General features: G+C 62.5%; 16 protein-coding genes. 10 read left to right on the top strand and 6 right to left on the bottom strand.

From position 1 onward, the window contains the following. Nucleotides 1–229: 229 nt before the first annotated feature. From AC0NIE_RS28800 to AC0NIE_RS28790, 3 genes are read right to left on the bottom strand one after another with little or no spacing between them, the layout of a single operon-like run. A complete protein-coding gene (locus AC0NIE_RS28800; RefSeq protein WP_473484671.1) occupies nt 230–1,153 on the bottom strand; it encodes a carbohydrate kinase family protein in 924 nt (307 codons plus the stop codon). After that, nucleotides 1,150–1,596: an RbsD/FucU family protein gene (locus tag AC0NIE_RS28795; RefSeq protein ID WP_473484673.1), complete on the bottom strand. Its 447-nt coding sequence runs from the start codon at nt 1,594–1,596 to the stop codon at nt 1,150–1,152. Before AC0NIE_RS28795 ends, AC0NIE_RS28800 begins: the two co-directional genes overlap by 4 nt. Continuing rightward, entirely contained in the window at nt 1,597–2,823 is a 1,227-nt protein-coding gene (locus tag AC0NIE_RS28790) for an ROK family transcriptional regulator (protein WP_473484676.1), read from the bottom strand. Between the two features lie 270 nt (nt 2,824–3,093). Here AC0NIE_RS28790 and AC0NIE_RS28785 point away from each other — a divergent pair, with 270 nt between their 5' ends. The 10 genes from AC0NIE_RS28785 to bglA all read left to right on the top strand — a co-directional run bounded on the left by AC0NIE_RS28785 (nt 3,094) and on the right by bglA (nt 19,352). Next, nucleotides 3,094–4,071: a substrate-binding domain-containing protein gene (locus tag AC0NIE_RS28785; RefSeq protein ID WP_473485129.1), complete on the top strand. Its 978-nt coding sequence runs from the start codon at nt 3,094–3,096 to the stop codon at nt 4,069–4,071. Nucleotides 4,072–4,226: 155 nt separating this feature from the next. Continuing rightward, on the top strand, nt 4,227–5,291 hold the full coding sequence (locus AC0NIE_RS28780) for an ABC transporter permease (protein WP_473484679.1): 1,065 nt from the start codon (nt 4,227–4,229) through the stop codon (nt 5,289–5,291). Between the two features lie 2 nt (nt 5,292–5,293). Beyond that, a complete protein-coding gene (locus tag AC0NIE_RS28775; RefSeq protein ID WP_292187661.1) occupies nt 5,294–6,076 on the top strand; it encodes an ATP-binding cassette domain-containing protein in 783 nt (260 codons plus the stop codon). Nucleotides 6,077–6,393: 317 nt separating this feature from the next. Further along, on the top strand, nt 6,394–8,856 hold the full coding sequence (locus tag AC0NIE_RS28770) for a glycogen/starch/alpha-glucan phosphorylase (protein WP_473484683.1): 2,463 nt from the start codon (nt 6,394–6,396) through the stop codon (nt 8,854–8,856). 57 nt (nt 8,857–8,913) lie between these two features. Further along, nucleotides 8,914–11,127, top strand: coding sequence for a 1,4-alpha-glucan branching protein GlgB (gene glgB / locus AC0NIE_RS28765; protein WP_473484686.1), 2,214 nt, complete (start codon nt 8,914–8,916; stop codon nt 11,125–11,127). 36 nt (nt 11,128–11,163) lie between these two features. Then, entirely contained in the window at nt 11,164–12,432 is a 1,269-nt protein-coding gene (glgC, locus tag AC0NIE_RS28760; RefSeq protein ID WP_473484689.1) for a glucose-1-phosphate adenylyltransferase, read from the top strand. Beyond that, complete coding sequence (glgA, locus tag AC0NIE_RS28755) at nt 12,433–13,878, top strand: glycogen synthase GlgA (protein WP_473484690.1); 1,446 nt, start codon at nt 12,433–12,435, stop codon at nt 13,876–13,878. A 3-nt stretch (nt 13,879–13,881) separates the two neighbouring features. Continuing rightward, the gene (locus tag AC0NIE_RS28750) at nt 13,882–15,510 is read left to right on the top strand and encodes an alpha-D-glucose phosphate-specific phosphoglucomutase (protein WP_473484692.1); all 1,629 of its coding nucleotides are present in this window, start codon (nt 13,882–13,884) and stop codon (nt 15,508–15,510) included. Nucleotides 15,511–15,724: 214 nt separating this feature from the next. Beyond that, entirely contained in the window at nt 15,725–17,737 is a 2,013-nt protein-coding gene (glgX, locus tag AC0NIE_RS28745; protein ID WP_473484694.1) for a glycogen debranching protein GlgX, read from the top strand. Beyond that, nucleotides 17,727–19,352, top strand: a complete 1,626-nt coding sequence (gene bglA, locus AC0NIE_RS28740; RefSeq protein WP_473484697.1) for a beta-galactosidase BglA — start codon at nt 17,727–17,729, stop codon at nt 19,350–19,352. The genes glgX and bglA overlap by 11 nt, the downstream gene beginning before the upstream one ends. A gap of 17 nt (nt 19,353–19,369) precedes the next feature. Here the strand turns inward: bglA and AC0NIE_RS28735 are convergent, their stop codons facing one another. From AC0NIE_RS28735 to AC0NIE_RS28725, 3 genes are read right to left on the bottom strand one after another with little or no spacing between them, the layout of a single operon-like run. Further along, on the bottom strand, nt 19,370–20,398 hold the full coding sequence (locus AC0NIE_RS28735; protein ID WP_473484698.1) for a hypothetical protein: 1,029 nt from the start codon (nt 20,396–20,398) through the stop codon (nt 19,370–19,372). Continuing rightward, nucleotides 20,391–21,134, bottom strand: coding sequence for a pilus assembly protein TadG-related protein (locus tag AC0NIE_RS28730; protein ID WP_473484700.1), 744 nt, complete (start codon nt 21,132–21,134; stop codon nt 20,391–20,393). Before AC0NIE_RS28730 ends, AC0NIE_RS28735 begins: the two co-directional genes overlap by 8 nt. A 12-nt stretch (nt 21,135–21,146) precedes the next feature. After that, nucleotides 21,147–21,581, bottom strand: a complete 435-nt coding sequence (locus tag AC0NIE_RS28725) for a TadE/TadG family type IV pilus assembly protein (RefSeq protein ID WP_473485130.1) — start codon at nt 21,579–21,581, stop codon at nt 21,147–21,149. Nucleotides 21,582–21,601: the final 20 nt, after the last annotated feature.

Below are 21,601 nucleotides of genomic sequence, written 5' to 3'. Positions count from 1 at the left end.
GAGAATGGCCGCTGGTAGCAGAGTTGCGCCAGCCGAGAAAGCTGCACGAACGAAACCGCGAATTGCTCAAATGTCGCAGCCTGTTACCCCTGATTCCGACAGGTCCCCGTCGGACGCCGGAAATCCGGGGCTTTGTTGCGCACGAGACGGCCCTTGTGTCGCACGCGCTCGGCTCGGCGAAACATAAAGTGATCGATTTCCAGCGCGTCTTCAGCGCATCGCCGTCCAATCAGGCGATTTCATGCCGCCAGGGCGGATTGGCGCCGGCCCGCGACACGGTCACCGCCGCAGCCTTGGCGCCGAGCGCCAGAGCCTTGTGGATGGCGTCTTCCGGCAGATTGGCGATTGCCTCCTTCGACAGCAGGCCTTGCTCGTGCAGCGAGGCCAGGATGCCGGCGTTGAAGGTGTCGCCGGCGCCGACCGTATCGACCACCTCGACCTTGTCCGGCACGACCGTGACCTTGTGATCTCTCGTATAGCCGACGGCGCCTTCGCTGCCATGGGTGACGACGATCAGCGTCGGACCGCGATCCAGCCAGTTGCGCACGACGTCCTCGTGCGAGCCGGCTTCGCCGAACCAGTCGAGGTCCTCATCCGACAGCTTCACGATGTCGGCCATGGCCATCATCGAGCGGATGCGCCTGAGATGCTTGGCTTTGTCCGGGATGAAATTGGGCCGAATGTTGGGGTCGAGCATCATGACGCGGTGGCTGTGCTCGCGCCGCATGAATTCCTCGTAGGCCGATCCGGCCGGCTCCGAGATCAGGCTGATGGCGCCGAACAGCATGGCTTCGATCTCGCTGCCGAGTTTTGGCAGATCGTCGATGGTCAGCATGCGTCCGGCTGTGTTTTCATCGTAGAACGTGTAGGTCGCCTGGCCGTTGTCCAGCCGCACGAAGGCGAGCGTGGTCGGCCGGGGCGACGTGTGCGCATAGTTGGAACTGACCTGGCTTGCCCTCAGCGCGTCCTCGAACTGGCTGCCGAACAGATCCGTCGACAGGCCGGAAAAGAAACCGGCGGGTGCTCCCAGCCGGCCAAGCGCTATTGCCGTGTTGAAGACCGCGCCGCCGACATAGGGGGCAAAGGCCGGCTCGCCCTCTGTCGTGGTGCGTGGCAGCATGTCGATCAGGGCTTCGCCGCAACAGAGGATCATGATTTCCTGTTCTCCGGCGGATAGATCACACCCTTGCGGATGATGATGTTGGCGTAAAGCCGCGGCTCGCTTGTCGCGACGATCGCGTGCGCGGATCTAACCCGTAAATAGAAGTCGGCGCCGGCAAGCGCAACCACCTTGCGGCCCGGAGCACGCGTGGCGCAGATCGCCTCCATTTCGTGATGAACGGGATCGGCAAGCATGGGATCGCCTTTGACCGAGGCGCGAAACAGCGCCTCCGGTACTGCGTCATCGACAGGCAATAGGCTGAGAACAGCGTCGAGCATCGGAACAAGATGATGACCGTCGGCGCGGATGAGCCGGTGTGCCTGTTCCTTCGCCGGGTAGTTTCCGTCAACAAGGGCGATCTCGTCGCCATGGCCCATGGCACGCAGCATCGCCAGCAGCTCCGGGCCGAGCAGGGCCGGGATTCCGATCAGCATTCAGGCACTCCTGGAAATCGTGGTCGAGCCGATGAGGAAGCGCTCGGAAAGCGGCAGGCTGGCCCCGCCCAGGGCACGTGCATGAATGCCGACAGTCCCCTCGCGAACGTCCGGAAGCTTCAGGCCTTCACCGTCGATCTTGCCGATGGCTTCGATAACGGCATCGACGAGCCGGCGCCGCACAGCCTTCGGCATCCATCCGTCGATCACCGCTGCCTCGAAATCGATAACCGAGGACGCCGCCACGATAGCATAGGCGAGCGCCTGCGAGGCGCAGGCGATCCAGTCGTCGAGCTCGACGCCGATCTCGCCCCAATCCTCCGGTGACGTCCACAGATGTGAGGCTTCGACGCCGCGCGCGTTGAGCGCCTTTTCCAGCATGGCGATCGACGCCACGTCGATCAATTGGGTCGGCTTGCCGTCCGGTCCGGGCACCGGCATCGAACCCAGCGCGCCGGCATTGCCGGTCGGTCCGCCGAAAAGGTGACCGTTCAGCACGATGCCGCCGCCGGCGAAGGCGCCGATATAGAAATAGACGAAGTCGCGCGCCGCACCCGCCTTGCCGAACACCAGCTCGGCGCCGCAAGCCGAGGTGGCGTCATTTTGCAGGTAGACCGGGAATTCGCACTGCGCCTGGATGTCGGCGCGGATGTCTCGGTGGCGCCATTCGTCCATGACGTCGCGCGGCGCACCTGCCGTATCGGCCCAGTTCCACAATTCGAACGGCATGGCGATGCCAAGTCCGGCAATGCGCTTGTCCTGCGCCGGGGTGAGTTCGCCGCGCATCGTCTTCATGCCGGAGGTGACGAATTCGACCGTCTCGCCTGGTGCCGGATAGCGGTAGGAATGCTGCAGCATCGAGCGCACATTGCCGAGAAAGTCGATCAGCACGAGTTCGGCGCTGCGACGGCCGATCTTCAGGCCGATGAAAAAGGCGCCATCGGGATTGAGCGCCATCGGAATGGAAGGCTGGCCGATCTTGCCGCGCAGCGGCGCCTGGCGGACAAGGAGGTTGTCCTGCTCGAGCTCGCGCATGATGACGGAAACCGTCTGGGCCGAAAGCCCGGTCATGCGCGCAATGTCGGACTTGGCCAGGCTGCCGTGCTGACGCACCAGCGACAGCACCAGCCGCTCATTGTGATCCCGCATGCCGCTCTGGTTGGTGCCGCGGTGAATGCGGCTCTCGGCTGCCTCGGGCGAACCGTGCCTTGTAATGCCGGTCTCCACCCCTGTTCCTCTCGTCTTTTCCCCTCAATCCTTTTGAGCCAGAATGAGTGAACGATGCAGCGCTGTCAATAATAAATAAGAGTGATTTAATTATTGACAGGAGCCTCGGTCTGGTATTCTGTTGGGGCAGGCGTCCACGCTGGGAAAGTCGTCTGGATGCTTATGCGGACGCCGGGTGGCCGGCATCCGAAATGGTTCCACTGGGAGGAAATCGTGACCAAAACAACACTGCTAAAATCCACCGTGTTTGCCGCGGCCGGACTGGGCCTGATGGCGTTCACCTCGGCTGCGTCCGCCGCCGATGTCGGAGCTTGCCTGATCACCAAGACCGACACCAACCCGTTCTTCGTCAAGATGAAGGAAGGCGCGTCCGCCAAGGCCAAAGAACTCGGCGTCGAGCTCAAAGCCTACGCTGGCAAGATCGACGGCGACAGCGAGAGCCAGGTCGCGGCGATCGAAAGCTGCATCGCCGACGGCGCCAAGGGCATCCTGATCACCGCGTCGGATACCAAGGGCATCGTCCCGGCGGTGAAGAAGGCACGTGACGCCGGTCTGCTCGTGATCGCGCTGGACACGCCGCTTGATCCGCTCGACGCCGCCGATGCGACCTTCGCGACCGACAATCTGGAGGCCGGCAAGCTGATTGGCGCGTGGGCCGCCGCGACGCTCGGCGACAAGGCGAAGGATGCCAGGATCGGCTTCCTCGACCTGACGCCCTCGCAGCCGACGGTCGACGTGCTGCGCGACCAGGGCTTCATGATGGGCTACGGCATCGACGTGAAGGACCCCAACAAGATCGGCGATGAGGACGATCCGCGCATCGTCGGCCACGACGTCACCAACGGCAACGAGGAAGGCGGCCGCAAGGCGATGGAGAACCTTCTCCAGAAGGACCCCGGCATCAACGTCATCCACACCATCAACGAGCCGGCAGCTGTCGGCGCCTACCAGGCGCTCAAGGCCGTGGGTCTCGAAGGCAACGTGCTGATCGTGTCGGTTGACGGCGGCTGCCCCGGCGTGAAGTCGGTCGCCGAGGGCGTGATCGGTGCGACCTCACAGCAATATCCGCTGCAGATGGCGGCACTCGGCATCGAAGCGATCGCCGCTTTCGCCAAGGACGGGACGAAGCCCAAGCCGACCGAAGGCAAGGATTTCTTCGACACGGGCGTCAACCTCGTGACCGACAAGCCCGCAGAGGGCGTGAAGTCCATCGACACCAAGGAAGGCCTCGCCAAGTGCTGGGGCTGATGCCGGTCTGACAGGCAACAGAACCGATCGGCCGGGCTTGATCCCCGGCCGTTTCGGGTGGACGATGCGGTAATCGCAAGCGCGAACAATTCCGGCGGCAGATCGGAAACAGTGGACGGGCGTCGGCGCGTGGCTGAAGCCCCACGGGAGAAAACATGGCTCAGGTTCAGGAATACGAGAAAGCTCTCTCGAACAGCGACGCAAGCGTTGCTGCTTTTGACGAGCACGGCACGTCGATCGTCAAGCGCATCCAGCATTTCCTGCATTCCACTCCGGCTGCGGTGCCGCTGATCGTGCTGGTTCTGTCGATCGCTGTCTTCGGCGTCACGATCGGAGGACGGTTCTTTTCGTCCTACACGCTGACGCTGATCCTGCAGCAGATCGCCATCGTCGGTATTCTAGGCGCCGCACAGACGCTGGTCATCCTTACAGCCGGCATCGACTTGTCAATCGGCGTGATCATGGTGATTTCGGCCGTGATCATGGGCAATTGCGCCGTCACCTATGGCCTGCCGACCTTGCTTGCCGTGGTGATCGGGCTTGCCGCCGGCTCGGCCTGCGGGCTGCTCAATGGCCTGCTCGTCGCCTACATGAAGCTGCCGCCCTTCATCGTCACGCTCGGCACCTGGAACATCGTCATGGCCACCAACTTCATCTATTCGGCCAATGAGACGATCCGCGACGCCGATGTCGACGTCCAGGCGCCGCTGCTGCATCTGTTCGGTCTGAACTTCAAGGTCGGCACGGCGGTGCTGACGTTCGGCGTCATTGCCATGGTCGTGCTGGTGCTGATCCTGTGGTACGTGCTCAATCACACGGCCTGGGGGCGCCATGTCTACGCCGTCGGCGACGATCCGGAGGCGGCCAAACTGTCGGGCATCCAGACCAAGAAGGTGCTGATCTCGGTCTACACCCTTGCCGGGCTGATCGCCGCTTTCGCTGCCTGGGTCTCCATCGGCCGCAACGGCTCGATCTCGCCATCCGCCGCCGTCACCGACTACAATTTGCAGGCGATCACCGCGACGGTGATCGGCGGCATTTCCCTCTTCGGCGGGCGCGGCTCTATCCTGGGCACGCTGTTCGGCGCGATGATCGTCGGCGTCGTTTCGATGGGCCTCAACATGCTGGGCGCCGATCCGCAATGGAAAGTGCTGCTCACCGGTGTGCTGATCATCGGCGCCGTGGCGATCGACCAGTGGATCAGAAAGGTTTCGGTGTAACCATGACCCAGGAGCCCATCCTCACCGCGCGCGGCCTCGTCAAGCGCTACGGCCGCGTTACCGCACTGAACAGCTGCGACTTCGATCTCTATCCGGGAGAAATCCTGGCCGTGATCGGCGACAATGGTGCAGGCAAGTCGACGCTGATCAAGGCGATCTCGGGCGCGGTTGTCCCGGACGAGGGGGTCATCGAGTTGGACGGCAAGCAGGTGCTCTTCAAGTCGCCCATCGAGGCCCGCGAAGCCGGCATCGAGACCGTCTACCAGAACCTGGCGCTGTCGCCGGCGCTGTCGATCGCCGACAATATGTTCCTCGGTCGCGAGATCCGCAAACCGGGTTTTCTCGGCGACTGGCTGCGCATGCTCGACCGGCCGGCAATGGAAAAGCGCGCCCGCGACAAGCTCACCGAACTTGGCCTGATGACCATCCAGAACATCAGCCAGGCCGTGGAAACGCTCTCGGGCGGCCAACGCCAGGGCGTGGCGGTGGCGCGCGCTGCCGCCTTCGGCTCGAAGATGGTCATCATGGATGAGCCGACGGCGGCGTTAGGCGTCAAGGAGAGCCGCCGCGTGCTCGAACTGATCCTCGATGTGAAGAAGCGCGGCCTGCCGATCGTGCTGATCTCGCACAACATGCCGCATGTCTTCGAGGTGGCCGACCGTATTCACATCCATCGGCTGGGCCGTCGCCTCTGTGTCATCGATCCCAAGCAATATACCATGTCCGACGCCGTCGCCTTCATGACCGGGGCGAAGCTTCCGCCGGAGGCGGCACTGGCGGCCTGATGCATGTCGCCCAAAAGTGCGCAGCGGTTTTGGGATGACGACATGCATCAAACAAGAAATGCATGTCGCCCAAAAGCGTGCCTCGGGCGTGAACCGAGGGTGCGCAGTGGTTTTGGGATGACGACATGTACATAAGTAAGAACTTAAGGCGCGTCGCAGAGGCCGCCCAAACGCGATGCGCTTTGAGTTTCTAATTGCCGTTGGGTAAGCTTCCCCGCGGCAATCTAACTCGATTGAACGCTTAACAATATGCGCTAGCATGGGCTGGGAGGAATGGTGAAAGCCGGTATGATCATGGCAACCGCACGAGAGGCAGCATGACGCGCGCGATGACATCCAAAGCTCCCATTCTCGAAAACTCCGATCCCAAGGCGCTTGCCGACGAAGTCTTGAAGGCCCTCAAATACAGGCTCGGCAAGGGGACCAGCGTCGCGACGCAATACGACTGGCTCACGGCCTCGATAAAGGTCGTGCGCGACCATATCGTCGATCATTGGATGCAGGCAACGCAAGAGGCCTACGCCCATCAGGAAAAGCGCGTCTATTACTTGTCACTGGAATTCCTCATCGGCCGCCTGATGCGCGACGCCTTCTCCAATCTCGGCCTGATGGACAATATGCGCGAAGCGCTGCGGTCTCTCGGCGTCGACCTCGACCTCATCGCGGCCCTCGAACCAGATGCAGCGCTTGGCAATGGCGGCCTCGGCCGGCTCGCCGCCTGCTTCATGGAAAGCATGGCAACCGTCGACATTCCCGCGCATGGCTATGGCATTCGCTACGCCAATGGCATGTTCCGGCAGGAAATCCATGGCGGCTGGCAGGTTGAGCTGCCCGAGACCTGGCTCGATCACGGCAACCCGTGGGAGTTCGAGCGGCGCGAACGCTCATTCGAGGTCGGTTTCGGCGGCTCGGTGGAATCGATCACCTCGAAGGACGGCAGGCTTGAGCGCCACGTCTGGAAGCCGATCGAACATGTTCTGGCGGTTGCCTACGATACGCCGGTGGTTGGCTGGCGGGCCAACCGCGTCAACACGCTGCGGCTCTGGTCCGGCATGCCGATCGATCCGATCCTGCTCGACAAGTTCAACGCCGGCGACCACATCGGCGCGCTCGCCGAGAGCAACAAGGCCGATGCCTTGTCGCGCGTCCTTTACCCTGCTGATTCCCACAAGGCCGGTCAGGAGCTGCGGCTCAGGCAAGAGTATTTCTTTTCCACCGCATCGTTGCAGGACATCATTCAGCGTCATCTCAGCCAGTATGGCGACCTGCAGTCGCTGCCCGACAAGGCGGCGATCCATCTGAACGACACCCATCCGGCCATCGCAGTGCCCGAGCTGATGCGCCTGTTGATGGATGTCCACGGCATGGATTTCGACCAGGCCTGGAGCATCACCAAGCGCACTTTCGGCTATACCAACCATACGCTGCTTCCAGAGGCGCTCGAAAGCTGGCCGGTGCCGCTGTTCGAGCGGCTGTTGCCGCGCCATATGCAGATCGTCTACGCCATCAACGCAGAAGTGCTGCTGGAGGCGCGCGCCTCCGACCAGTTTTCTGACGAGCAGATCAGTCAAATCTCGCTGATACAGGAAAACGGCGAGCGCCGCGTGCGCATGGGCAATCTGGCGTTTGTCGGCTCGCACTCGATCAACGGCGTCTCTGCCCTTCACACCGAGCTGATGAAGGAAACGGTGTTTGCCGAGCTCCACCGGCTCTACCCCGACCGCATCAACAACAAGACCAACGGCATCACGCCGAGGCGCTGGCTGATCCAGTGCAATCCCGGTCTCACCGCGCTCACCCGCGAGGCGATCGGCGACCGCTTCCTCGACGATATAGACGCGATCAAAGAGCTCGATGCCTTTGCCGACGACGCCGCCTTCCGCGACAGGTTCGCGGCAGTCAAGCGGGCGAACAAGGCCAAGCTTGCCAACCTCGTGGCCGACCGCCTCGGCATCAAGGTCGATCCCTCGGCGCTGTTCGACATCCAGATCAAGCGCATCCACGAATACAAGCGCCAGCTCCTGAACATCCTCGAAACAGTCGCCCTCTACGACCAGGTCCGCTCCCATCCGGAGCGCAACTGGATGCCTCGCGTCAAGTTCTTCGGCGGCAAGGCGGCGCCCAGCTATCACAACGCCAAGCTGATCATCAAACTCGCCAACGACGTCGCCAAGGTTATCAACCGCGACCCGGCCGTTCGCGGCTTGCTCAAAGTGGTGTTCGTGCCGAACTACAATGTCAGCCTGGCCGAGATTATGATGCCGGCCGCCGATCTTTCAGAGCAGATATCGACTGCCGGCATGGAAGCCTCCGGCACCGGCAACATGAAGTTCGCGCTGAACGGTGCGCTGACCATCGGTACGCTCGACGGCGCCAATGTCGAGATCAAGGAATGTGTCGGCGACGACAACATCTTCATTTTCGGCCTGACCACCGAAGAGGTCGCCGAGCGGCGCAGCAACGGCTACGATCCGCGATCGGTGATCGAAGCCTCTCCCGAACTGGCGCAGGCAGTGGCTGCCGTTTCGTCGGGCGTCTTTTCGCCTGACGATCCGGAACGCTATCGCGACCTGATGAACGGCCTCTATCAGAGCGACTGGTTCATGGTCGCCGCGGATTTCGATGCCTACGCCGCCACCCAGCGCGATGTCGACGCCGTCTGGCGCAACAGCCCGGATTGGTATGCCAAGGCAATCCGCAATGTCGCTCGCGTCGGCTGGTTCTCGTCCGATCGCACGATCCGCCAATATGCGAAAGAAATCTGGAACGTGCCCGTCTGATATGATTGCATGAGGCCACGAACAACGTGGTCCGGGTGCCGGGAGGGTCACTGCCTGATGAGGAAGCCGCGCGCGACCGCTGCGACAAGCGGGCCGGATGGACTGGCGTCAGCCGGTGATATCGCGGCAATTGTCGCCGGCACGCATGGTGATCCTTTCGCTGTCCTCGGTGTGCACGAGGTTGACAAGGGCTTTGTCGCCCGCTGCTTCGTTCCTCATGCCGAGTTCGTCACTGCCTATACGCTGACCGGCAAGAAAGCCGGCGAACTCTCCAGGCGCGACGAAGGCGGCTTCTTCGAGGGCAGCCTGTCGCTCAAAAAGCGTCAGCCGCTGCGCTATCACGCGCGCAATGCCGGCGGTGACTGGTGGCTGACCGATCCCTATTCGTTCGGTCCGGTGCTCGGTCCGCTGGACGACTATTACATCGCCGAAGGTTCGCACCTCAGGCTGTTCGACAAGCTTGGTGCGCATCTCATCGATCACGAGGGTGCGTCCGGCGTGCATTTCGCCGTCTGGGCGCCCAATGCAAGGCGCGTTTCGGTGGTCGGCGACTTCAACGAATGGGACGGCCGCAGGCATACGATGCGCGTCCGCCGCGACACCGGCATCTGGGAGTTGTTCATTCCCGACATCGGCGCCGGCCGGCCTTACAAATACGAGATCATCGGGCCCGATGGCGTGAGGCTGCCGCTGAAGGCCGATCCGTTCGCTTTCAAGTCCGAACTGCGCCCGGCCACCGCTTCGGTGACGGCGCTTCCGCCGGTGCATCAATGGGGTGACGAGGCGCACCGCAATTTCTGGCGCAATGCCGATCCCAGGCGCGAGGCGGTGTCGATCTACGAGGTCCACGCCGGCTCCTGGCAGCTTCACGACGACGGCAGCTTCCTGTCATGGGACGAGCTTGCCGGCCGGCTGATCCCGTACGTCGTCGACACGGGCTTCACCCATATCGAATTCATGCCGATCTCCGAACATCCCTATGACCCGTCCTGGGGTTACCAGACGACGGGCCTCTACGCGCCGTCGGCCCGCTTCGGCGATCCGGACGGTTTTGCCCGGTTCGTCGACGGCGCCCACCGCGCCGGCGTCGGCGTTATCCTCGACTGGGTGCCGGCGCATTTTCCGGTGGATGCGCATGGCCTGGCCAATTTCGACGGCACCGCGCTCTATGAGCATGCCGACCCGCGCAAGGGCTTCCATCCCGACTGGAACACCGCGATCTACAATTTCGGCCGGCGGGAGGTGGTCTCATTCTTGGTCAACAATGCGCTGTTTTGGGCCGAGAAATACCATGTCGACGGTTTGCGCGTCGATGCCGTGGCTTCGATGCTCTACCTCGACTATTCGCGAAAGGCCGGCGAATGGATTCCCAACGAAAAAGGTGGGCGCGAAAACCTTGAGGCGGTCAGCTTCCTCCAGAGGATGAACAAGGAAGTCTACGGCCATCATCCGGGTGTGATGACGATCGCCGAGGAATCGACCTCATGGCCAAAAGTTTCGCAGCCGGTGCATGAGGGCGGGCTGGGTTTCGGCTTCAAGTGGAACATGGGCTTCATGCACGACACGCTGGAGTATTTCTCCAAAGAGCCGATTTTTCGCAAGCATCACCACGGCGACATCACCTTCGGCCTGGTCTACGCCTTCTCAGAGAATTTCGTGCTGCCGCTCTCCCATGACGAGGTCGTGCACGGCAAGGGGACGCTGCTTAGCAAGATGGCCGGCGACGACTGGCAGAAATTCGCAACATTGCGCGCCTACTACGCCTTCATGTGGGGCTACCCCGGCAAGAAGCTGTTGTTCATGGGGCAGGAATTCGCCCAGCGCCGCGAGTGGAGCGAGGCGCGCGCACTCGACTGGAACCTGCTCGATTTCCGGGCCCATCGCGGCGTCTGGCAGACGGTGCGCGATCTCAACTATCTCTACCGCTCACGCCCGGCGTTGCATGCGCGCGATTGCGAGCCGGAGGGCTTTTCCTGGCTGATCGTCGACGATAGCGCGAACTCTGTCTTTGCCTGGCTGCGCAGCGCGCCGGGCGGAAACCCGGTCGCCGTCATCTCCAATTTCACACCGGTGCCGCGTGATGATTATCGCGTGCCGTTGCCGACGGCTGGAAGATGGCGCGAGATCATCAACACGGACGCCACCGACTATGGCGGTTCCGGCAAGGGCAATGGCGGTGCCGTCGAGGCTCGGGCGGAAGGAGGAGGCATCTCGGCGACGATGCTGTTGCCGCCGCTGTCGACGATCATGCTCGAACTTGCTCCGGACTGAGCGATGTCTCGCAGCGCGTAACTTGGGAGGATAAAAATGGCAGAGATAAAACGGACCCAGCCGCTGGCGCGCGATGCCATGGCCTATGTTCTGGCCGGCGGCCGTGGCAGCCGCCTGAGGGAGTTGACCGACCGGCGCGCCAAGCCCGCGGTCTATTTCGGTGGCAAGACGCGCATCATCGATTTTGCGCTCTCCAATGCGCTCAATTCCGGTATTCGCCGCCTCGGCGTCGCCACCCAGTACAAGGCACACTCGCTGATCCGCCACCTGCAGCGCGGCTGGAACTTCCTGCGGCCCGAGCGCAACGAGAGCTTCGACATCCTGCCGGCCAGCCAGCGCGTATCGGAAACGCAATGGTATGAGGGGACGGCCGATGCCGTCTACCAGAACATCGACATCATCGAGGCCTACGACCCCGAATACATGGTCATCCTGGCCGGCGATCACGTCTACAAGATGGATTACGAACTGATGCTTCGCCAGCATGTCGACGCCGGCGCCGACGTCACCGTCGGCTGCCTCGAAGTGCCGCGCATGGAGGCGACCGGCTTCGGCGTCATGCATGTCGACAAGAAGGACACCATCATCTCCTTCATCGAGAAACCCGCCGATCCGCCCGGCATTCCCGACAAGCCGGATTTTGCCCTGGCCTCGATGGGCATCTACGTGTTCAAGACCAAGTTCCTGATGGAGCAACTGCGCCGCGACGCGGCCGAACCGGGCTCAAGCCGTGACTTCGGCAAGGACATCATCCCCTATGTCGTCGAGCACGGGAAGGCGATCGCCCATCGCTTCGCCAAATCCTGTGTGCGCTCGACCGCCGAGAACGAAGCCTACTGGCGCGACGTCGGGACCGTCGACGCCTATTGGGAAGCCAATATCGACCTCACCGACATCACGCCGGAGCTCGACCTCTACGACCGCGACTGGCCGATCTGGACCTATGCCGAGCTGAAGCCGCCGGCAAAGTTCGTGCATGACGAGGATGGCCGCCGTGGCTCGGCGGTATCCTCGCTCGTCTCGGGAGATTGCATTGTCTCAGGCGCTTCGCTGAAGCGAAGCCTGATCTTCACCGGCGCACGCATCAACTCCTATTCGACGCTCGAGGACGTCGTCATGCTGCCTGACTGCCACGTCGGCCGCAGCGCGAGATTGAAGCGCGTGGTGATCGATCATGGTGTCAGGATTCCCGAAGGCCTCGTGGTCGGCGAGGATCCCGTCCTCGACGCCAAGCGCTTCCGCGTTTCCGAAAAGGGCATCTGCCTCGTCACCCAGGCCATGATCGACAAACTGGGATTGTCGTGAATGCAGGTCTTGTCGGTTACGCCCGAAATATTCCCTCTGATCAAGACTGGCGGGCTTGCCGACGTGACCGGCGCGTTACCCATCGCATTGGCGGGTAAGGGCGTGACAATGCGCACGCTTGTTCCCGGCTATCCCCAGGTCATGGAGGCCTTCAAGAAGAAAAAACCCGTACACCACTATCCGCTGCTGCAAGGCGGCAAGGCTTCGGTCCATGCCGTCCAGATCGCCGGGCTCGACCTGTTCGTGCTCGACGCGCCGCATCTGTTCGACCGTCCCGGCGGCCCCTATGGCAATGCGACCGGCGCCGACTGGCCGGACAATTGGCGGCGTTTCGCGGCCTTGAGCCAGGCTGGTGGCGACATCGCCGGCGGCGCCATCTCGGGCTACCAGCCGGATATCGTCCATGCCCATGATTGGCAATCGGCGATGACGCTGGCCTACATGCGCTTCGGCAAGGCGGTCGGCACGCCGTCGATGATCACCGTCCATAACCTCGCTTTCCAAGGTCAGTTTGGCGCCGGCATCTTTGGCGAGCTTGGCTTGCCGGCGGCGGCCATGGCGCTCGACGGTGTCGAATATTACGGCGGCGTCGGTTTTCTCAAGGCTGGCCTGCAGGCTGCCTGGGCCATCACCACAGTCAGCCCGACCTATGCGCAGGAGATCCGCTCGCCGGAATTCGGCATGGGGCTCGATGGCCTCATCAACATGCGGTCCGTCGATCTCTATGGCATCGTCAATGGCATCGACACCGAGATATGGAACCCTGAAACCGACAAGCATCTGGTCTCCAACTACACGGCCAAGACATTGAAGGCGCGGCACCCCAACCGGACCGCCGTCGAGGATCGTTTCAATCTCGACCGCGACGACAGTCCGATCGTCTGCGTCATCAGCCGGCTCACTTGGCAGAAGGGCATGGACATACTGGCAGCGGCCGTCGACGGGATCGTTGCCAGGGGTGCGCGCCTGGCGATCCTGGGGTCGGGCGATGCCGGCCTCGAAGGCGCGCTGCTGGCCGCCGCCGCCCGCCATCGCGGTCGCATCGGCGTCGTCGTCGGTTACGACGAGGCGCTTTCCCACACCATGCAGGGCGGCTCTGACGCCATCGTCATCCCGTCGCGCTTCGAGCCTTGCGGGCTGACGCAGCTCTATGGCCTGCGCTATGGCTGCGTGCCGGTCGTTGCCCGCACCGGCGGTCTTGCCGACACTATCATCGACGCCAATGAAGCGGCCGTTTCGGCAGGTGTGGCGACCGGCTTCCAGTTCGCGCCCGCCGATGCCGGCGCCTTGCTGCACGCCATCCGCCGGCTGGTCGAGGCGCATGCCAACCCCACGATCTGGACGTCGATGCAGCGGCAAGGCATGAAGGCCGATGTGTCGTGGGACAAAAGCGCGGAAAAATACCTCGAACTCTATCGCTTGCTGCTATCGAAAAGGGCTGTCTGACGCATGATACGAACCGTCGCCACCAAACCCTACTTAGACCAGAAGCCCGGCACTTCCGGGCTGCGCAAGAAAGTGCCGGTGTTCCAGCAGGAGCACTATGCCGAGAACTTCATCCAGTCGATCTTCGATGCGTTGGACGGATTTAGGGGCAAGACCCTGGTGATCGGCGGCGACGGCCGCTTCTACAATCGCGAGGTAATCCAGAAGGCCATCGCCATGGCGGCGGCCAATGGCTTCGGCAAGGTGATGGTTGGGCAGGGCGGCATCCTGTCGACGCCGGCCGCTTCCAACATCATTCGCAAATACAAGACCTTCGGCGGCATCATCCTGTCGGCCAGCCACAATCCGGGCGGCCCGCACGAGGATTTTGGCATCAAATACAATGCCGGCAATGGCGGGCCGGCGTCGGAAAAGCTGACCGACGCGATCTTCGCCAAAACCAAGATGATTTCGAGCTTCAAGATCGCCGACATCGGCACGGTCGATCTCGACACGATCGGCACGGTCGAGGCGGGCGGCATGACGGTCGAGGTGGTCGACCCGGTCGCCGATTATGCCGAGCTGATGGAAAGCCTGTTCGATTTCGATGCCTTGCGCGCACTGTTCAAATCGGGTTTCCGCATGCGCTTCGACGCAATGCATGCCGTGACCGGTCCCTACGCCAAGGAGATCCTGGAGAACCGGCTCGGCGCGCCGAACGGCACCGCCCGCAACTTCATTCCCCTGCCGGATTTCGGCGGCCACCATCCAGACCCGAACCTGGTCCACGCAAAGCACCTCTATGACGAGATGATGAGACCGGACGCGCCGGATTTCGGCGCCGCTTCCGATGGCGACGGCGACCGCAACCTGATCATCGGCAAAGGCATTTTCGTCACCCCGTCGGATTCGGTGGCCATGCTCGCCGCGAACGCCCATCTGGCACCGGGCTACAAGGCCGGCCTGAAGGGCATTGCGCGTTCGATGCCGACCAGCGGTGCGGCCGATCGCGTCGCCGAAAAGCTCGGCATCGGCATCTATGAAACGCCGACCGGCTGGAAATTCTTCGGCAATCTGCTCGATGCCGGCATGGCAACGATCTGCGGCGAGGAAAGTGCCGGAACCGGTTCCAACCATGTCCGCGAAAAGGATGGGCTGTGGGCCGTGCTTTTGTGGCTCAATATCCTTGCTGCCCGCGGCGAAAGCGCCAAGCAGATCGTCACCGAGCACTGGGCCGCCTATGGCCGCAATTACTACTCGCGCCATGACTACGAGGAGATCGAGACCGACCGGGCCAATGCGCTGGTCGACGAATTGCGGCCGAAACTCGCTTCCTTGCCCGGCACCAGTGTGCGCGGTATGAAGATCGCCAGCGCCGACGATTTCGCCTACCACGACCCGGTCGACGGCTCGATAGCCAGGAACCAGGGCATCAGGGTGCTATTCGAAGGCGGATCGCGCGTCGTCTTCCGTCTCTCCGGCACCGGTACCTCGGGGGCGACGCTGCGTGTCTATATCGAGCGCTACGAGCCGGACAAGTCCAGGCACGATCTCGACACGCAGGAGGCGCTTGCCGACTTGATTGCGGCAGCCGATGATATCGCCGGGATTCGTAGCCATACCGGCCGCGTCAAGCCGAGCGTGATTACGTGAAGCTGGCGCGGCGCGCCTTTCCTTCTCCCCTTGTGGGAGAAGGTGGATTGGCGCGTAGCGCCGAGACGGTTGAGGGGTGTTGGACGGATCGTCGTAGGTGCCAGGCTGGAGCACCCCTCATCCGTCGCCTTTGGCTCCCCCTTCTCCAAGGGGAGAAGGGGGAGCCAACCTGCCAACCGCTCAAACCGTCTACGATCTGCTGTTGTGAGTGCGCGTGAGCCAGCTCGGCGCAATCATCGCCAAAGAAGGCGTTCGCTTCGCCGCATGGTCCTCGTCGGCTCGGCGCATCTGGGTCTCGATCTTCGACGATGAAGGAACCCGGGAGATCGACCGGCTCGAACTCCAGTCGGAAGGCGAGGGCGTTCACGCGGTTTTCGTTGCCGGCCTCGCCGCCGGCACCCGATACGGATTTCGCGCCGATGGCGAGTATGCGCCCGAGAATGGGCTTTGGTTCGATCCCGACAAGCTGCTGGTCGACCCCTATGCCGTCGAGGTCGACAGGCCCTATGTCTATGACGGCAGGCTCGCCGCGCGCCGGGGCGAGGGCACCGATACCGCGCCGCTGCTGCCGAAGGCGATTGCCGCCACCCTGCCGCAACCGGTGCCTGCCTTGCCGCCGCTATTCCAACCCGGTGGTCTGATCTACGAAGTGCCGGTGCGCGCCTTCACCATGCTGCATCCGGACATCCCGAAGCCCCGGCGCGGGACGATTGCAGCGCTTGCCCATCCGGCTATCGTCGAGCATCTGAAAAAGCTCGGAGTCGGGGCGGTTGAACTGATGCCGGTGACGGCATCGATCGATGAGCGGCATTTGCCGGCGCTCGGGCTGCGTAATGCCTGGGGCTACAATCCCGTGACCTTCATGGCGCTCGATCCGCGCCTCGCGCCCGGCGGTCTCGCGGAATTGCGGCAGACGGCCGCCACACTGCGTGAGGCCGGCATCGGCGTCATCCTCGATCTTGTCTTCAACCACACCGGCGAAAGCGACAGGCTTGGGCTGACGCTGTCGCTGCGCGGACTCGACAGCCGCGCCTACTACCGGCATTGGCCGGACGGCAGCTTGGCTAACGACACCGGCACCGGCAACACCGTCGCTTGCGATCATCCGGTCGTCCAGGAAATGGTCCTCGACACGCTTCGTCACTTTGTCTGCCATGCCGGCGTCGACGGTTTCCGCTTCGATCTGGCGCCCATTCTGGGTCGGGTCGATGGCGTGTTCGACGCTGCGGCACCGTTGCTGAGGGCTATTCGGAACGATCCGGTCCTCGGCGGCCGGGTGCTAATCGCCGAGCCCTGGGATATCGGCCCGGACGGCTATCAGCTTGGCAATTTTCCGCCGCCCTTCCTCGAATGGAACGACAGATATCGCGACGACATCCGCCGCTTCTGGCGCGGCGATAGCGGCATGGTCGGCGCGCTGGCGACCCGGCTTGCCGGCTCGTCCGACGTGTTTGCCAAGCCAGGCCGGCAGACAAGCCGCAGCGTTAATTTCATCGCCGCGCATGACGGCATGACGCTGGCCGACATTGTTGCCTATGAGCACAAGCACAATGAGGCCAATGGCGAGCAGAACCGCGATGGCCACAACGACAACCTGTCCTGGAACAATGGCGTCGAGGGTGAGACCGGCGACCGGGCGATCGTTACGGCCCGTTTCGATGACCAGTGTGCGCTGCTGGCCACGCTGTTTGCCTCGCGCGGCACGATCATGCTGACGGCCGGAGACGAATTCGGCCGCACCCAGAAGGGCAACAACAACGCCTATGCGCAGGACAACGAGAACACCTGGCTCGACTGGGCCGGGCGCGACCAGGCGCTGGAACAATACGCCGTTCTGCTCGCCGCGATGCGTCGTTCCGTGCCGGCGCTTTCCGACACGCGCTTCCTGACCGGAGAGCCGCCGCCGGGATCAGAAAAACCGGACGTCGTCTGGCTCACTGAAACCGGCACGCCGCTCGACGAGGCAGGCTGGCACGATCCGGGGCGGTACCGCCTGGTCATGATGCTCGGCGGCGATGATTGCCGCCTTGCCGTGGTCATCAATGGCGATCGCCGGGCGTGTATGTTCACGCTGCCGGAGCGCGACGGATTTCGCTGGGAGCCAGCCATCGAAACACCGGGCGGCGCAGCAGGAATTTCACGGCCGGTGCCAGGGCGAACGGTGATTTTCATGATCGAACACAAAGCCGCGCAACCTCAGATAAAGGAGAACGGCGGTGGCAAGTGAGAACGGCCAGTGGTGGCGCGGCTGCGTCATCTACCAGATCTACCCGCGCTCCTTCCAGGACACGACAGGGGACGGCAGCGGCGATCTGCGCGGCGTTGCCTCAAGGCTGGCTCATGTTGCATCGCTTGGCGCCGACGCCGTCTGGCTGTCGCCCTTCTTCAAGTCGCCGATGGCCGATATGGGCTACGACGTATCCGACTATACAGCCGTCGATCCGATGTTCGGCACATCAGAGGATTTCGACGCGGTGACCGTCGAGGCCCACCGTCTCGGCCTGAAAGTCATTATCGACCAGGTCCTGTCGCATTCGTCCGACCGGCACGAATGGTTCGTCGAAAGCCGCGCGAGCCGCGATAACCCCAGGGCGGACTGGTATGTCTGGGCCGATCCGAGGCCTGACGGCACCGCGTCCAACAACTGGCTGTCGGTCTTCGGCGGCCCAGCCTGGGAGTGGGACGCGACCCGCAGGCAATATTACATGCACAATTTCCTCGCCTCGCAGCCGGACCTCAATTTCCACAATCCGGAGGTTCAGGACGCCCTGCTGGAAACGGTGCGGTTCTGGCTGGAGCGCGGCGTCGACGGGTTTCGGCTCGACACGGTCAACTACTATGTCCATGACCGCTGGCTGCGCAGCAATCCGCCTTTGGCTTCGAGCGTTGCCGGCACCAACACCGAAACCAATCCCTACCTCTATCAGGAGCATCTGTTCGACAAGACACAGCCCGAAAACCTCGCTTTCCTCCGCCGATTTCGGGCCCTGCTCGACGAATATGAGGGCCGCGCCGCTGTCGGTGAGGTTGGCGACGAAACCCGTTCCTTGCAGACGCTCGCCGCCTATACCAGCGGCGGCGACAAGCTCGACATGTGCTACACATTCGACCTGCTCGGACCGCAATTCTCGGCCGCACACGTGCGCGGATGCGTCGAAGCGTTCGAGAGTGCTGTCTCCGACGGCTGGGTCTGCTGGGCGTTTTCCAACCACGATGTCGTGCGCCACGTGACGCGCTGGACAAGGCCCGGCGGCAATCCGGAGGCGGTGGCGAAATTCTCGATCGCGCTGCTGTCATGCCTGCGTGGATCGATCTGCCTCTATCAGGGCGAGGAGCTCGGGCTGGAGGAAGCCGAATTGGCGTTCGAGGATCTGCGCGATCCATACGGCATCCGCTTCTGGCCGGGGTTCAAGGGCAGGGATGGATGCCGCACGCCGATGGTATGGGAGAAAGGCGCCGAGAACGCCGGGTTTTCAACAGGCAAGCCGTGGCTTCCGATCCCAGAAAGCCATCGCGACCGCGCCGTCGATGTCCAGAACGGCGAGGCAAAGTCGGTTCTAGCCAGCTACCGGGCGATGCTGGCCTTGCGCAGGCAGCATGCCGCGCTGGTACAGGGTTCGATCCGCTTTCTCGATGCCGAGGGCGATGTGCTTGCCTTCATTCGCGAAGGCGGCGGCGAGAAGCTGCTCTGCCTTTTCAATTTCGCCGAGGAGCCGGCCAAATGGCCGTTGCCGCAGGGTATCGATGTCGCAGAGACGATCGATCTTGGCGCCGGTGCCGACTGGCAGGGAAAAATTCTGTCGCTGCCGCCTTTGGGCTGCTTCCTCGGACGAGCCGGCTGATGTCTTCATTTGTCAACTCATTGAACGAGCACGGAGCGCCCGCAAGTCGCGCCCATGACCCGGACATCTGCCTCGCCGACATGCACGCCCAGTGCCGCAAGCACGTTATAAACCAATTCGTCGACCGGCGCCGTCACGGCGTTCACAGCCACAATCACCGCCGGCTTTACCGTTCCAAGCAGGGCGGTTACGTTCAGCAGCCCTAGTCCCAGCGCATTGATCGAGAGCGACAGTTCATCGACAAGCGATGTGGTGAGGGATTGCGTCAGGTTTTTCGTAGAAGCGGTCTTTATCGTCTTGTTGGCGATTTCGGTGCTGTTGAAGGTCAATGTCGTCGGATCGTTGTTGGTGATATCAAGCGCTGCAGACCCGTTCACCGACAGCAATGGAATGAGCAAAAGCCTCACTGCCGCGATCTGTGCATTAGAGAACGACTGTGGATTGCTGAAATCGGCAAAGGCGGTGGGGCTGCTGTCGGCATCGCTGGCGGCAAGATGCAGCGAGGCAACGCCCGGGCGCGCCGCGATGGAAACCTCCAAACTGTCCGGGCGCCCCGTCGGGCAACTAATGTCGGTCAGCTTGGCCTCGGCGTAGGCCACTTCGATATGCAGCGGAAGATTGACGGCCAAGAGAGTGGTGCCGCCTCCGAGATTCGAATTGCCGATGCCGACGGAGGCAACCAGCTTAATTCGTGTCTGCGCCGTGCGCACCACGGCGCCCTTCTCGCCGATTGTCAGCCACGGCGAGAATTGCGCAGGTTCGCCGATGGCGATGGCAAGTGTGGTCGAGGTAAGCCCCGGAATGGTGGCTCCGAGATTGAGCTCGACCTGCTTCGAGCCGTTGGCCAGTGCAGCGGCGGTGGTCAGCATACCCATGACGCTAGCGTCGACCGAAAAACCGGCCGACTTTTGTCCGAGGCCCAGTTGGCCCATTGATCCAAGGTCGACAAGATGATTGAGCGGTATCTTGACCGTGCTGGTGGTCCTTGATGCGATTGTCTGCAAAGCAAGCTTGCTGGTGCTGCCAACGGGTGAAACATCAGCCATGGCGGTGGCTATCTGGCCCGCCGTCGCTTTCGAAGCCAGCACCTCCGAATAGCTGACACCTGTCAGTTTGCAACTGGACGGCAAGTGCGTCGAAGAACGAGAGAAGGTTGACGTCAGCAGCGATCAGCGCGTTGTAGTCTATGACGCTGAGCGAGATGTTGCCGCCCAGTAGCCCGCTGAGAAGCGAGTTGAGGATGCCGCCATTGACGCTGAGCAGCCTGGACCCGACAGAGAACATCGCCTGCGGCGCTACGCTGGCAACGGCTTGGGTGCCGATGACCGGCGTAGGGATAAGCGAACTTGCGAAATAGCGGGCAGGAATCTTTTTCAGCGTGACATGGACGGCGTTGTAGGGCGTCTTGCCGGCCTTGAAGCGCTTGTCGACGCCGAGCGACGACTCTGGTGAATATCGGCCGGCGGTGACCGACACGACGGTTTTTCCGAGGGCAGGGGTGATCGTCTGCCCTGCCTTCTGAACAACGATACCCGGCATTCCGTTGTCGCCGAGCGTGGTCACCACCGCGGCCTCAATGTTGTTGATGTTGGAGGCGGCGGTGATTGCCGCAAGATCGACCAGCGACTGAGCCTCCCGGCGCTCCAAATAGATCGAGCCTTCATCGATGGTGAAGGCGGCCAGCGCCAGCGCGAACGGTGCGCACAGCGCCGTCATGACGGTGAAGTTCGCCTTCAGGTCGCCAAGCATCGAGCGGGCGGCCCGGCCGATCCTCCCCGGCAAAGTTTCCGACTTTCAGATGCCACCGACCCGTATTGTCGACTCGCGTGAGATCGTGGTTCCAGGCATGGGCAGCGCCGGGAACAGATTCCAGACCGGCAAGTTACGGGCATCGTATTGGATGGACACGACGAACTGGTTTCCGTCGGCGGTGCTGTCCTTGGCCTGATAGGTCAGCTTGGTGGAATCGACGAACGGATATCCGCCGGCATTGGTGTTGACGAAACCGGTCACCAGTGCCTGGCGCTCGCCCTCATTCAGCCCGGCTATCGCCGTGCGGGCGGCGTCAGCCGCGATCTGCTGCACCGAGTTGCTTGGATCAAAATAGATTCCGTATGCAACCATTCCGAGCAAAAGTAGGATAAAAATGGGTGAAAGCAGCGCGAACTCGATCGCAGAAGTACCGAACTGATCTCTAAACTGGCGTAATTTGAGTGTTAACGGGTGCATTTCACGCTGTTGTATAGAGA

Source organism: Mesorhizobium sp. WSM4842 (assembly GCF_055901575.1).
Note: the sequence above shows the minus strand (reverse complement) of the source record. Positions and strands in the feature narration are given on the sequence as shown.